The 13,450-nt window shown below is 38.5% G+C and carries 10 protein-coding genes; all 10 read left to right on the plus strand.

Going from position 1 to position 13,450, the window contains the following annotated elements:
• Positions 1-155: 155 nt before the first annotated feature.
• Positions 156-1,409, plus strand: a complete 1,254-nt coding sequence (gene rhaA / locus AC2YHV_RS23490) for an L-rhamnose isomerase (RefSeq protein WP_475471141.1) — start codon at positions 156-158, stop codon at positions 1,407-1,409.
• 1,021 nt (positions 1,410-2,430) lie between these two features.
• A complete protein-coding gene (locus AC2YHV_RS23495) occupies positions 2,431-3,468 on the plus strand; it encodes an autoinducer 2 ABC transporter substrate-binding protein (protein WP_101221770.1) in 1,038 nt (345 codons plus the stop codon).
• The gene (locus AC2YHV_RS23500) at positions 3,458-5,329 is read left to right on the plus strand and encodes a cache domain-containing sensor histidine kinase (protein WP_413002691.1); all 1,872 of its coding nucleotides are present in this window, start codon (positions 3,458-3,460) and stop codon (positions 5,327-5,329) included. Before AC2YHV_RS23495 ends, AC2YHV_RS23500 begins: the two co-directional genes overlap by 11 nt.
• On the plus strand, positions 5,295-6,908 hold the full coding sequence (locus tag AC2YHV_RS23505) for a response regulator (RefSeq protein WP_487374304.1): 1,614 nt from the start codon (positions 5,295-5,297) through the stop codon (positions 6,906-6,908). The genes AC2YHV_RS23500 and AC2YHV_RS23505 overlap by 35 nt, the downstream gene beginning before the upstream one ends.
• Positions 6,909-7,099: 191 nt before the next feature.
• Positions 7,100-7,789: a ribulose-phosphate 3-epimerase gene (gene rpe / locus AC2YHV_RS23510; protein WP_048677821.1), complete on the plus strand. Its 690-nt coding sequence runs from the start codon at positions 7,100-7,102 to the stop codon at positions 7,787-7,789.
• A complete protein-coding gene (gene rbsK, locus AC2YHV_RS23515; protein WP_101221774.1) occupies positions 7,786-8,757 on the plus strand; it encodes a ribokinase in 972 nt (323 codons plus the stop codon). The genes rpe and rbsK overlap by 4 nt, the downstream gene beginning before the upstream one ends.
• Positions 8,758-8,780: 23 nt before the next feature.
• Positions 8,781-10,328 carry a sugar ABC transporter ATP-binding protein gene (locus tag AC2YHV_RS23520; protein WP_487374305.1) on the plus strand — a complete coding sequence of 516 codons (1,548 nt, stop codon included), beginning with the start codon at positions 8,781-8,783 and terminating at the stop codon, positions 10,326-10,328.
• Positions 10,325-11,308, plus strand: coding sequence for an ABC transporter permease (locus AC2YHV_RS23525; protein ID WP_475471150.1), 984 nt, complete (start codon positions 10,325-10,327; stop codon positions 11,306-11,308). Before AC2YHV_RS23520 ends, AC2YHV_RS23525 begins: the two co-directional genes overlap by 4 nt.
• A gap of 15 nt (positions 11,309-11,323) precedes the next feature.
• Complete coding sequence (locus AC2YHV_RS23530; protein WP_214767610.1) at positions 11,324-12,298, plus strand: ABC transporter permease; 975 nt, start codon at positions 11,324-11,326, stop codon at positions 12,296-12,298.
• Positions 12,299-12,366: 68 nt separating this feature from the next.
• The gene (locus tag AC2YHV_RS23535; protein WP_413002701.1) at positions 12,367-13,404 is read left to right on the plus strand and encodes an autoinducer 2 ABC transporter substrate-binding protein; all 1,038 of its coding nucleotides are present in this window, start codon (positions 12,367-12,369) and stop codon (positions 13,402-13,404) included.
• Positions 13,405-13,450: the final 46 nt, after the last annotated feature.

Below are 13,450 nucleotides of genomic sequence, written 5' to 3' on the forward strand. Positions count from 1 at the left end.
GTTGCTTTAAGTGGAGGGTTTGTCATAGGTGGAATCAATCTATCCAAAAATAATAGATTAAGTATGCACTTCCCATTATGGTAAGTGAAGAATATGTGAAAAGGTAGTAGGAATCATGGAGTAATCAATTCAATCCGTTAAAAGGATGGGACGATATGACAATTAAAGAACAGTACGAAACAGCGAAACAAGCGTATGCGAATTGGGGAATTGATGTTGATGCGGCACTCGAAACACTGAAAAAAGTGCCCATTTCGATTCATTGCTGGCAGGGTGATGATATTGGTGGATTTGAAGTGAACAAAAGTGAATTATCTGGCGGTATTGATATAACGGGAAATTATCCAGGAAAAGCCACTACGCCGGAAGAGCTGCGCATGGATCTTGAAAAAGCGCTATCTCTTATTCCGGGGAAACATCGGGTCAATTTGCATGCCATTTATGCGGAAACAAATGGAGAAGCAGTCGAACGCGATCAGCTTGAGCCAAAGCACTTCGAAAACTGGTTGAATTGGGCTAAAGAAAACGGTCTTGGTGTGGATTTTAACCCGACACTATTTTCCCATGAAAAAGCAGCAGACGGCTTGACACTTTCTCATCCAAATGAAGAAATTCGTGAATTCTGGATTAATCATTGCATCGCCAGCCGAAAAATCGGAGAGTACTTTGGCCGTGAACTAGGCAATCCCTGCTTAACAAATATATGGATTCCAGACGGCTACAAAGATATTCCAAGCGACCGTTTGACACCGAGAAAGAGATTAAAAGAATCCCTTGATCGAATTTTTACAGCAGAAGTGGATGAAACATGTAATTGGGATGCTGTGGAAAGTAAAGTATTCGGTATTGGCTCCGAGTCATATGTCGTAGGATCGCATGAATTCTACCTTGGCTACGCACTGAAAAATAACAAGATTTGCTTAGTGGATACAGGTCATTATCATCCGACTGAAACTGTATCGAACAAAATTTCTTCGATGCTATTATACAGTGATAAACTAGCACTTCATGTTTCGCGCCCGGTTCGATGGGACAGTGACCACGTCGTAATTTTAGACGATGAGCTTCGTGAAATTGCGCTTGAAATTGTTCGCAATGATGCATTAAACCAGGTGATCATTGGCCTTGATTTCTTTGATGCCAGCATCAACCGTGTTGCTGCCTGGACGATTGGTACGCGTAATATGATTAAGGCCCTCTTATATGCCTTACTTGTACCGAACGATCATTTGAAAGAACTGCAAGAAAAAGGCGATTTTACTGAGCGACTGGCATTAATGGAGGAATTTAAAACCTATCCATTTGGTGCAATTTGGGATTATTATTGTGAAAAAATGAATGTGCCGGTAAAGGAAAGATGGCTGACGCAAGTGAAAGAATATGAACATGATGTTTTAGCAAAGCGTTAAAATAACAGGTTGTCCTGAATCCGCAAACCGATGTGTGACTAATTCCGCTGAATTAATATGGGGTCTATCGATTCGTCCCGAGTGAATGGTCTGGAATTACCGAAATATAACGAAGAAGTGGAGAAAAAGTAAAAAAGTTTTTGTTTAAATTAGAAAATTAATATAGTTAAAAAGGAAAACTTATTAGAAAGGTAATTCCTTTATAAAATATACCTATAACGATCTATGACACAGGTCTTTCTATGGGTATATTTTTTTTGATTGCACGTTAATAAATAGACATAAAAGCTAGTCAATTTGTGTTAAATCCGGAATGAGAGTCTCGTGCAACAAATTGATTTAACCAGTTGAAAATTAGACTGAGGATTGAGGAGGAATCGTTAAAGTAACTTTTTCTAAAAGGGGAGGATTTGGATTGAAGGTATCAATCTACAGTTTAAGATAATAAAAGCACTATGAAAAAAGGATATAGAAAATGTAATGACGTAGACTGCTTTGTAATTTTCCAATACAACTAAAAATGAAACACTATGAGCAAGTGAAACTATATAAAAATATTATTTGAATTTTAAAAATGTTTGTGAAATATAAATTGACAAACCTTTCAAAAACAGTAAAAATCAATAATAAAAAGAAAAAAATGATGGGGTTCAAATATACAATAGAGATATTTTTAATACATATAGAAGAGAATGAGAAAGGCGCTCACTCTTGTAGCTAAAATACGATTTTTTCCAGTTTCCATCTCGCTTTTTGTGTAAGTTAGTGGTTGAACATAACAGAGAAGGACATGGCTGGACAATAAATTATAGGGAAACCTGAAAGTATATAAAGGTTTCCTATTTTAGTAAAGAAATTAAGGTTATACTCCCGGTAAAATCCATCATTTATGAAACCGTTTTCTTAGAAAGAAGCAGCGGTGAATATAACCGGATGAGAAAAGCACTTCTTAAGTCATTCCTTATTACAATATCCATGATACGTGCTAATGTTTAGAATTTAAGAAAGAAGGTAGCTAATCATGTTAAGGATGCCCATCTTTTTTATTTTGTTTTTATTTATACTAAGCGGCTGTGATCATTCTGCAGAATACGAGATTATTTACAATGATGAAGAAAGTATCGACGTCAATACAAAACCTGTCGAGAATAAAAAAGATTCGTATACGATAGCTGTTATACCTAAAATTGACGGAATACCTTATTTTAAAGCGGTAGAGGAGGGGGCGTTGGAGGCGGGAAAAGACTTAGGTGTTAAGGTCATATATACAGGCCCACCTACCCCCAGCTCTGAAAAGCAGGAAGAGATTATAACAAAATTAATTGAAAAAAAAGTGGACGTAATTGCGGTATCTGCAAATGATCCATATAAATTAGGCAGGGTGCTGAAAAAAGCAAAGCGTAAAGGAATCAAGGTGATCACCTGGGATTCTGATACTAATGCATCATACAGAAGCTTTTTTGTGAACATGATAGATCCTGAGATAATTGGCAGGCATGTAATGGATACCCTCGCTATTGAAATGGAAGAAAAAGGGGAGTTTGCGATTATGACGGGATCTCCTACCGCTGCCAATCTTAATACATGGATTGATTGGATTCAAATCCAACAAAAAGAATATTATCCAACTATGAAACTAGTTGAAGTGGAATATACAAACGAAGATATTCATAAAGCGTATAAGGTAACACAAAATTTATTTAAAAAATACCCGGACCTAAAAGGAATTATTGGTATTTCAACGGTTAATCCTCCTGCTGCGGCTCAGGCTGTGAAAGATGCAGGGAAAATCGGCAAGGTTGCCGTAGTCGGTACATCGACTCCTAATTTAATGAATGAGTATTTACAGGAAGGGGCTGCCCAGACCATTACGTTATGGAGTCCACAAAAATTAGGTTACTTGACTGTTAGTCTAGCAAAAAACTTATTGAATGATGAATTTCCGTATGAAGGACAGAACATTAAGAACATAGGTAGGATTAAATTCAACGGTGACATGGTCATTATGGGAGAGCCCATCGATTTTACAAAGGGAAATGTGAACCAGTATGATTTTTAAAGGAAAAAAGCCTATCCAGATAAAAAACCTGCGTTTAACGACAAAACTAGTTACAACCTATACATTATTAACGGTTCTACCTATGGCCTTCCTTGGGTTCATTGCATACTGGCAATACACAAAATCAATAGAAGAAGAAGTAGGCGAATATATTCCCCGTCTTGTCAAACAGGTTAATGGCAACATTGAAAATGACATTCAAAAACTAGAGACCTTACCTGATTTAATTTATAATTCCGGTGATGTTATGGCTATTTTAAGAGACAGCCAATCAAAAAAAAAATCGGTTTTGCTACACGATGAGTATATCATGAAGAGTTATTTGACAAGAACCTATTTAAATAACAATTCATCTCATATTTTGGGGGCGTTTCTTGTTTCCAAGAATCGTACATTTGCAAGTACAAGTCTGCATTATGACAGTTTTGGTTTTGAAGATGGTTCCTTGCCATATGCAGATGACCTAGGATTGCTAGGCGAGATGCAGTTGCTCCTTCCTAATCAGACTAATTTAACGTTTGAAGGGGATCCCTCCTATTTTATGCTGGTCAAAACAATTACTGATTTCGATAATAGAAAAAATTTAGGAACGCTCTATATAGCCATCGATGTAGCCTTTTTTGAGCAATCACTTCAGGATTTGCAAAAGGAAGAGAATGTTACGATGTGGATCATGAATAAGCAGGGGAAGATAATTTATCATAAGGATCATTCGAAAATTGGTACAGTGGAAAAAGGGATACATGATTACCCATTACTGAATGGTAGTTTTCGTACAGAAATCGATGGAAAACGGAATTTAATAAGTATAAGTGAATCAAATGAGCTGCCATGGGTACTCGTTCATAGCATGCCTATCAAAAACATGACAGAAAAAACGGATGTTATCCGAAATGTGACAATTTTCGTTTTTATCCTTTTTACACTCATTACTACATTGATCTCTATCTTTTTTGCCTGGACCGTTACACGTCCACTAAACGAATTAGGAGATATAATGAAGCGGGTGGAAAAAGGTGATTTATTAGTAGATATACCTATACATTCCGAGGATGAAGTCGGGATGCTCGCGAACAGTTTTCGATCAATGCTTGCAGAGATAAGAGAGCTGATTCATAAAAACTACCACATTGAACTGCGAAAAAAAACAGCTGAATTATACGCCCTTCAATCTCAAATAAATCCTCACTTTATGTATAATACGCTGGAAACCATAGGCATGGCTGTGGAAGAAGGAGAGAGCGATGAAGTCGTGAAGATGGTGACTCTGCTTGGTAGAATGATGCGCTTTTCAATCAGTAATAAAGAAAGCTTGGTTCTTATAAACAGTGAGGTTCAGCACATTGAAGATTATTTAAGCATCCAACAATTCCGTTTTGAAGATCGTTTGCATTTTATGATAGAAAAAGGAGCAGATGTAGTTAATTATTATATACCCAAGTTTGTTTTACAGCCAATCGTTGAAAATTCCATTAAATATGGATTGGAAAAAAGAAAGGAAATAGACATTCAAATACATATTTCTGAAGAGGAAACTCAGACAGGTGAGGAATATCTTTTGCTGATAGTCAGTGATAACGGACCAGGGATGACAGAAAGCAAATTAATTGAACTAAATGAAAAGTTACGTTTGGATCCAATGATGAAACGGGACTCTGGCTTTGGGATTATCAATGTAAATGCAAGAATTGGCATGATGTTCGGGGAACAATATAATCTTCAAATTAATAGCGAATACGGAAAGGGAACGAGTGTGATTATCCGACTTCCCAAAATAAATGCCCAACAAGTAAGCATGTATGTTCAAGGAGAGGAGAAGAACAGAGATGATACAAAGGGTCAGGACGGTCATTGTAGATGATGAACCAAGGATAAGAAGAGGCATAGAAAGACTAGTACAATCTTGTGGGGAAGAGTGGCATGTTGTAGGTGTTTACTCCGATGGTCAAGAGGCATACGATGCAATTATCAATCAAGTAGAAGAAGTTGATGTATTAATAACAGATGTACAAATGCCTGTCATGGACGGGTTAACGTTAATTCAACATTTGAAAAAAACTAAACCAAGGCTATTTCCATTCATTATAAGCGGGTATGATGATTTTCTCTATGTACAGACTGCCCTAAGGGAAGGAGCTGTCGATTATATATTGAAACCGATTGATCGAGAAAAGTTTAAACTGCAGTTGAAGACTGTGCAGGAAAAAGTAATTGAGGCACGAAAGGAAAGGGAAAAGATAGGAGAAATAGAAGAAAGAGCCTTGATATTAACCCATGAAAAGCAGCTTCAATTGCTGATGGAAATTACGTGGAAAGATGCAATGGACTTATCATTACTTGAATGGACGCGGCAATTTCCAGAAGGAACCTATTCCCTGATCCATATTGGAATCGATCATACATCTGCCAAAACCCAAAGTTTTTCACCAGAAGATTGGGGTGGATGGAATGATGTAATAAAAAAACTTATAACAGACTTACTAGATGATCATTCAACGCATTGGATGTGGAAAGATAGTCTACATGCCAGTTGGTTATTGATTAAGGATACTACCCCTACAGCTTTGGAGCAATTGTGTATAACATTAAAAACAAGTGTCCAACGGCAAACCCCTTTTACGGTTTCCATTGCCCTTGGGAATGAGTTTAATGACCTTACCCTTTTAGTAAATATTAAAGATGAATTACGATCTACCTTGCAATATCGAATGATACAAGGAGGCAATAAAATTTTCAGAACTGAAATGCTTAAACATGTATCATATAATAAAGTGATTGAAGTGCCGCCATCCATCTATAAATGGGCAGAAGAGACAGTGGAGGCGATGGAGCATGGTGAAGAAGCTGCCATTCGTTCTCTCAGGCAATTTTTTAACGAACTGAAAGATGTCACTTCCCCTTTCATAATACAAGAATCGGTTCGCTATTTGTCTATTAGAATTATTAATAAATGGATTAAAAGTGATGGTTTTAAAGACCTTCCGCTTTTACTTGAGGAAGCATTTAGCATTGCCGAGGATTCTTCTCATTTTAATCATTTAAAAAAGGAGACGGAGCGCTGGGTCATGAATATGTTAAAAAAGCAAGCAGCATTTCAAAATGACCAAACAGATCCCATACGCCAGGCAAAAGAATGGATTCTAAAACATATAGGCGATAACATCACAATAAAAAAAATCGCCAATCATGTCCATTTAAATTCAACCTATTTTTGTGAGTATTTTAAAAATCAGACAGGTGAAACCGTGCTTGACTATGTAACTAATGAACGGTTAAAAGTGGCGAAGGAATTATTAAGTCATACAGATTTAAAGATTTACGATATCGCTTCAAAAGTAGGCTATCAAGATACCAAATATTTTAGTCGGCTGTTTAAGCAATGGACAGGACAACTTCCGTCTCAATATCGAGATACTCATGAGTTTTTTGTGAAAAAGTAGAAGCTTCCATTCCGGAGCTTTTTTTTATGTCTACATTGAAAATGTCCCGAAGAAAATCCCCCCTACCCGAATTTTATCACCTACCAGCTTATGCCAATTCCCTTTATAGTGAAAGTATCAGAAAAGAAAGCGCTTCCTTTATGAGGAAAACGCTTTCTTGATAAAAGACGAAATGGAACGGGAGTGTTTATATGACCTTAATTGGACCCTCACTTATGTGTGCAGATATGGGGAATTTACAAGAATCAGTAATGAGATTAGACCGTGCAGGTGTTGATTTCTTTCATCTAGATATAATGGATGGATCGTTTGTTCCTAATTTTACAATGGGCCCGGATCTAATTAAACGCATTAGGCAATTCTCGGATAAACCATTTGATGTTCACTTAATGGTTGAAAGACCGGAAGACCATTTAGATCTTTTCATTCAGTCGGGGGCAGATATGATTTCCATTCATGCAGAGGCAACTGCCCATTTACAGAGATCACTACAAAAGCTGAAGAATGATGGGATTAAGGCAGGGGTAGCCTTAAATCCATCAACCCCCATCACAGAGCTTGAACATGTATTGGATGTAGTCGATTATGTAACGGTGATGACGGTGAATCCTGGTTTTGCCGGACAGTCCTTTGTACCGCTTATGTATAAGAAAATAAAAAAGATAAAAGAATTAATTCAATCGGAAGGCTACCAAATTGATATTCAGGTAGATGGAAACATTGGGTTCGAAACCATTCCGGGTGTATTGAAAAATGGAGCCGACATGTTGGTTTGCGGGACGTCCTGTTTATTTAAAAACGATGTATTACTGGAAGATGCCGTTGGCCAACTCCGGGCATTCTTAGAGCAAATGAAAATGAAAAACGAGGGTTGTGCATGAAAGGGGTTGTAGTGGTAGGGAGTATTAATATGGATATTGTCGCAGTCACTAATCAGTATCCAGCGCATGGGGAAACGATTTTTGGAGAAAATATGAAACTATTAAGTGGTGGAAAAGGCGCAAATCAAGCAACGACGTGCGCTAAACTTGGAAAACCAGTAAAACTGATCGGTGCGGTTGGCGACGACGCATTCGGGCATGAAATAGAACGTTCTCTTCTTCAAAATAACGTGAACATATCCTCCTTGAAACATGTTGCAGAACATCCAACTGGATGCGCAGTCATTACAGTAGATGCTACAGCAGAAAACACCATGCTTGTCATTAAAGGGGCCAATGAACATTTGACAAGAAGTGATATTGACATTTGTTTTTCTACCATCAGTGATGACTATGCTGTTTTACTTGTACAGATGGAAATTCCTAATGAGGCTGTTCTACAAGCCATGAAAAGGGCTAAAGAAAAAAATATGTTTATTATCCTGGACCCTGCTCCGGCAGAAGGGGTAACGACTGAAGCACTGACGTATGCCAATTTGATTACGCCGAATTGGCAGGAAACAAAAGTGTTGACTGGGATCGACGTCAACTCGAAGGAAAGTGCATGCAAAGCGGGTGTTTTCTTTGAGAATCATTTTGGCGTGGAGAATAGCATTATTAAGTTGGGCCATAAAGGAGCATTGGTTTATCAAAACGGTGAAACAAACTTTATCGAGCCCATTGCTGTAAAAGCTGTTGATACAGTGGGGGCAGGAGACTCGTTCGCAGGAGCCCTTGCTTGTGCCATTGCAGATGGGGAGACGATCGAATCAGCAGCCGAGTTTGCTTCAATTGTAGCGGCGATGAAGGTAACGAAAATGGGGGCCCAAGATGGTGTGCCGAGGCTAGCAGAAGTGGAACATTTTTGTGAAACCAATAACATTAATTATTATGGTAAAAAACAAAAGTTGAATCAAATTTATGACTGATTAAGGTTGGAAAGGAGAGAAACATGTCTGATTTCTTATTGCAAATGACGAATGTCAGTAAAACCTTCCCAGGTGTAAAAGCACTGGATAGCGTTCAGCTTGAAGTGAAAAAAGGAGAAGTTCATGCGTTAATAGGTGAGAATGGTGCCGGGAAATCAACGCTCATTAAAATATTAGCTGGCATTTATCGACCGGACCCAGGCGCCAAGTTTTACTTTGAAGGAAAAGAAGCCGAAATTCAAAAACCGATTGATGCTACGCTAAAAGGCATTTCAATCATTTATCAGGATTTAAGTTTATTTTCAAACCTATCTGTAGCTGAAAATATCTATATTGGCCGGGATAGTGACAAAAAACCATGGAAAAAGATTAGATGGAAGGAGATGGAGGATACAGCAAAACGGGCACTTAAAGAACTAGAATTTGAGATTGATGTTCATACACCCGTTGAAAAATTAAGCATTGCTCAACAGCAGCTGATTGAAATCGCCAGAGCCCTCGCTTTTGATTCCAAGTTGATTGTAATGGACGAACCGACTTCATCCCTATCCGCAGGGGAAGTTGAAAAGCTTTATAAAGTTATACAAAAATTAAAGGATCGCGGAATTTCCATAATCTTTGTCAGCCACAAGTTAAAAGAGTTATTTACTGTTTCCGATCGATTTACAATATTGCGAGATGGGAAATATGTAGGCACTTATGAAACTGAAGAACTTGATGAAGATAAATTAATCACACTAATGGTGGGACGTCAGATTTTATATAACAAGAATATGGTAAAAGGAAAAACAGGAAAAACTCTTTTGGAACTGAATGGTTTATCAAAAGAAGGTAACTTTAAAGATATTTCCTTTGAATTGAAAGCTGGAGAAGTCCTTGGGATTACAGGACTTGTCGGATCAGGAAGAACAGAGCTTGCACAAGCGATATTCGGGGTCAACAGGCCCTACGATGGAAGTATGAAAATAAATGGGGTTTCTACTAAAATCAACTCTTCTGAACATGCTGTAAAGCAAGGGATTGCATATATTCCAGAAAGCAGAAAAACGCAAGGACTCATCCTTCGCCAGTCCATAATCAATAATATTTCATTACCTGTTTTGAAACAATTGAGAAATAAATTCAAATTGATTAAGCGAAAGGAAGAAGTTAAGCTGGCTGATCATTATATGAAAACGCTAGATGTTAGACCCGCTTTGCCTAAAAGGGCAGCTGGTGACCTATCAGGCGGAAATCAACAGAAAGTCGTGATCGGCAAGTGGCTTTCTACTAAACCACAAATCCTAATTATTGACGAACCGACGAATGGGATTGATATTGGGGCGAAGTCAGAAATTCATAAGTTAATGAGGGAACTGGCTGCTGAAGGAAAGGGCATTATTGTGATTTCTTCAGAGCTTCCAGAAGTACTTGCTGTCAGTGATCGGATTTTGGTCATGAGACATGGAAGAATAGCCGGAGAGCTTGGTATAGAAGAAGCGACACAGGAAAATATCATGAATTATGCTCTGCTTGGTTCTCAATCTCCTTCCAAAAAAGGGCTTCCGCTAAAAGAGGAGGTACGTGCATGAACGCCATTTTGAAGTCGAAGGAAATCAGTATCGCAATGATTGTTTTGCTTCTATGTATTACATTGACATTCTTAAGCCCGTATTTTTTTACTGTAGACAATTTGCTGGATGTACTAAAAGGGAATGCTGTACTTGGAATTCTGGCGGTGGGTATGACACTTGTAATCATCACTGGCGGGATTGACGTATCGGTGGCCGCTGTTACAAGCGCTGTCTGTGTCATCGTTGGAAAAGTAATGATGCTCATGCCTGACCATCCCATCTCTATACTATTACTCTTTTTGATTGGGCCATTTCTTGGGGTTTGTTTAGGTGCACTGAATGGACTGCTTGTTGCAAAGGTTCAAATTCCAGCTATTGTCGTGACACTTGGAATGATGAGTATCATTAATGGGCTCGTGTTGTACATTACGAATGGACAGTATTTGAACAGCAGCAGTTTTCCAACCGTATTCATCAAGTTTGCCAGTTTTGAGATGTTTGGTATATCTATCATCATTCTAATTTTTATCGCCGTAGCACTGTTTACTTGGTATATTTTGAAATACACATTAATCGGTCGCGAAGTATTGGCGATTGGCGGTAATAAAGATTCAGCCATTCGGGTTGGGATAAATTTTGACAAAGTTCAAATATTTGTTTTCTCCTATATGGGGTTTCTTGCAGGGATAGCAGCCATTGCTCAAACAGCATATACAAAGGCTGTGGATCCTAATGGAATGCTTGGTCTGGAGCTGATGGTCATAGCAGCCGTTGTTTTGGGCGGTGCGAACATCATGGGGGGGCGCGGTACCATTTTGGGAACGGTTTTGGGCGTTCTTCTGCTAGGCATTGTACAAAATGGACTTATCTTGGCAAAAATTGATACCTTCTGGCAAAAAGTATTCACTGGATTGATTATATTACTGGCTGTGTCATACGACCACATTCAATATAAACGCTCAAAAGATAAGTTAGCGAAAATTGAAGTGGAAGCGTAAGAAAGAGGTGAAAAAATGAAACGGCTTTCAATATCAAAAGAAAATACTTTAGGTGTAATTACAGCAGGCTTGTTTGTGTTAATGAGTTTTTCAATACCTGGATTCTTTTCTTCAAATAATTTAACCAATATGATGTTCCAGCTCCCGGAGTTTGGTTTAATCGCATTAGCAATGATGGTGGTGATTGTAACTGGAGGGATTGACCTATCGATTACGTATACAGCTGCCTTGTCTGGCGTGACAATCGCACTTATGGCAAGCAGCGGATACCCAATGCTAGGCGCAATCTTAATCGGTGTTTTAGTCGGGCTGAGCTGCGGATTGATTAACGGCGTACTCATCTCAAAAATCGGTGTTTCGCCAATACTGGTAACACTCGGAACGATGGTGCTTTTTGAAGGTTTGATCTTAAGCATTACGAAAGGAAATTCAATTTCAGGATTCAGTGAGGGTTATAGCTTAATTGGAAACGGCTACTATATGGGGATCGTTCCTCTTTCCATCATTATTTTTGTACTATTTGCAATAATAACAGCTATATTGCTGTCAAAAACCAAATGGGGCAGAAGTGTTTATATGGTGGGTAGCAATCCAATCGCCACATTATTTTCAGGTATAAATAATAGCAAGGTATTAATGAGGGTTTACTTATATGCGGCACTTCTTGCCACAATTGCTTCCATTATTATGACATCCCGTTATAATACTGCAAAAGTGGATCTGGGATCTTCTTATTTATTACAAAGTGTAGCGGCAGCCGTACTTGGCGGAACTGAAATTCAAGGTGGTTATGGCAAAGTTATCGGCACTGTTTACGCAGTGGTCATTTTCCAAATGTTATCAAGTGGATTGAACTTAATGGGTGTACCACGATCGATCGTAACTGTAATGATGGGGGTTATTTTAATCACGGTATTGGTCATAAACTTCGTGAAAACGAAATTAGACGAAAAAAGTCAAAAGAAGTTACCTTCAAACTCTGTAGCGTAATTTACATGACCATGTAATCTCTGAAAATACTTTAGTGAAAAATCAGAAAAATTGTAAGGGGGATCATTATGAAGAAAATGACGGGGATATTGGCAACAGCTATTTTAGCTGGGGGACTGTTAGCAGGCTGTGTATCACAAGAAGGAGCATCGGGGAACAGTGAAAAAGAAACAAGTGGCGGAGGTAGTAATGAGAAGTTGAAAATTGCCGTAGTTCCAAAATTAATGGGGATACCATATTTCAATGCTTCTGAAAAAGGAGCGATTCAAGCAGGTAAAGATCTTGGTGTGGAAACCATTTACACAGGACCTACGGAACCGGATGCTGCACAGCAAGTAAAAGTCATTGAAGACTTAATTAGTCAAGATGTGGATGTAATCGCAGTAGCACCAAATGACGCTGCATCACTCTCACCAGTCCTTCAAAAGGCGAAGGATGAAGGAATAATTGTAATGGATTGGGATACACCAGCTGATCAATCCCTTGTAGAATTATCCGTCCACCAAATAGACGATGAAGCATACGGTCGCCATATCGCTAAATCACTCGTAAAACAAATGGGTGTTGAAAAAGGGCAAATCGCTATATTAACTGGAGGGCTTTCAGCTGCAAACTTAAACACCTGGATTGATGCAGCAAAAAAAGAACTGGAAGAGAATTATCCAGGTATTGAATTAGTATCGGATAAAATCGCGACAGATGAAAAACAACAGGTGGCATACCAAAAAACACTGGATTTAATAAAATCAAATCCTGAATTAAAAGGAATCATGGCTTTTTCTACTCCGGCACCTCTTGGGGCAGCCCAAGCTGTTCAGGAAAAAGGACTGCAAGATGATATAACAGTTGTTGGAACTGCTCTACCGAAAGACTCTTCACCATATTTAAATGATGGATCTCTAGATGTAGCCATTCTTTGGGAGCCAGACAAACTAGGTTATTTAACAGTTGCCCTCGCCAAACGTCTAGCTGAAGGGGAGAAACCAGAAGATGGTTTGAAAGTTGAAAATGTAGGTGAAATTGACGTGTGGGAGGATGGAAAAACAATCATCATGGGACCACCGACAGATTTTACGAAAGACAATGCAGCTGATTTTAATTTTTAAGGTTAGATAGACCGAAAAGTCCCCTCTCAACTATCTAGAGGGGCCT

It is taken from the genome of Peribacillus sp. SRI_006, from assembly GCF_057586375.1.

Bases quoted from the DNA above. Each gene is read 5' to 3' on its own strand.
- AC2YHV_RS23535 (WP_413002701.1), top strand. From the start codon at position 12,367: ATGAAGAAAATGACGGGGATATTGGCAACAGCTATTTTAGCTGGGGGA.
- AC2YHV_RS23525 (WP_475471150.1), top strand. From the start codon at position 10,325: ATGAACGCCATTTTGAAGTCGAAGGAAATCAGTATCGCAATGATTGTT.
- rbsK (WP_101221774.1), top strand. From the start codon at position 7,786: ATGAAAGGGGTTGTAGTGGTAGGGAGTATTAATATGGATATTGTCGCA.
- AC2YHV_RS23500 (WP_413002691.1), top strand. From the start codon at position 3,458: ATGATTTTTAAAGGAAAAAAGCCTATCCAGATAAAAAACCTGCGTTTA.
- AC2YHV_RS23505 (WP_487374304.1), top strand. From the start codon at position 5,295: ATGATACAAAGGGTCAGGACGGTCATTGTAGATGATGAACCAAGGATA.
- rhaA (WP_475471141.1), top strand. From the start codon at position 156: ATGACAATTAAAGAACAGTACGAAACAGCGAAACAAGCGTATGCGAAT.
- AC2YHV_RS23495 (WP_101221770.1), top strand. From the start codon at position 2,431: ATGTTAAGGATGCCCATCTTTTTTATTTTGTTTTTATTTATACTAAGC.
- AC2YHV_RS23530 (WP_214767610.1), top strand. From the start codon at position 11,324: ATGAAACGGCTTTCAATATCAAAAGAAAATACTTTAGGTGTAATTACA.
- rpe (WP_048677821.1), top strand. From the start codon at position 7,100: ATGACCTTAATTGGACCCTCACTTATGTGTGCAGATATGGGGAATTTA.
- AC2YHV_RS23520 (WP_487374305.1), top strand. From the start codon at position 8,781: ATGTCTGATTTCTTATTGCAAATGACGAATGTCAGTAAAACCTTCCCA.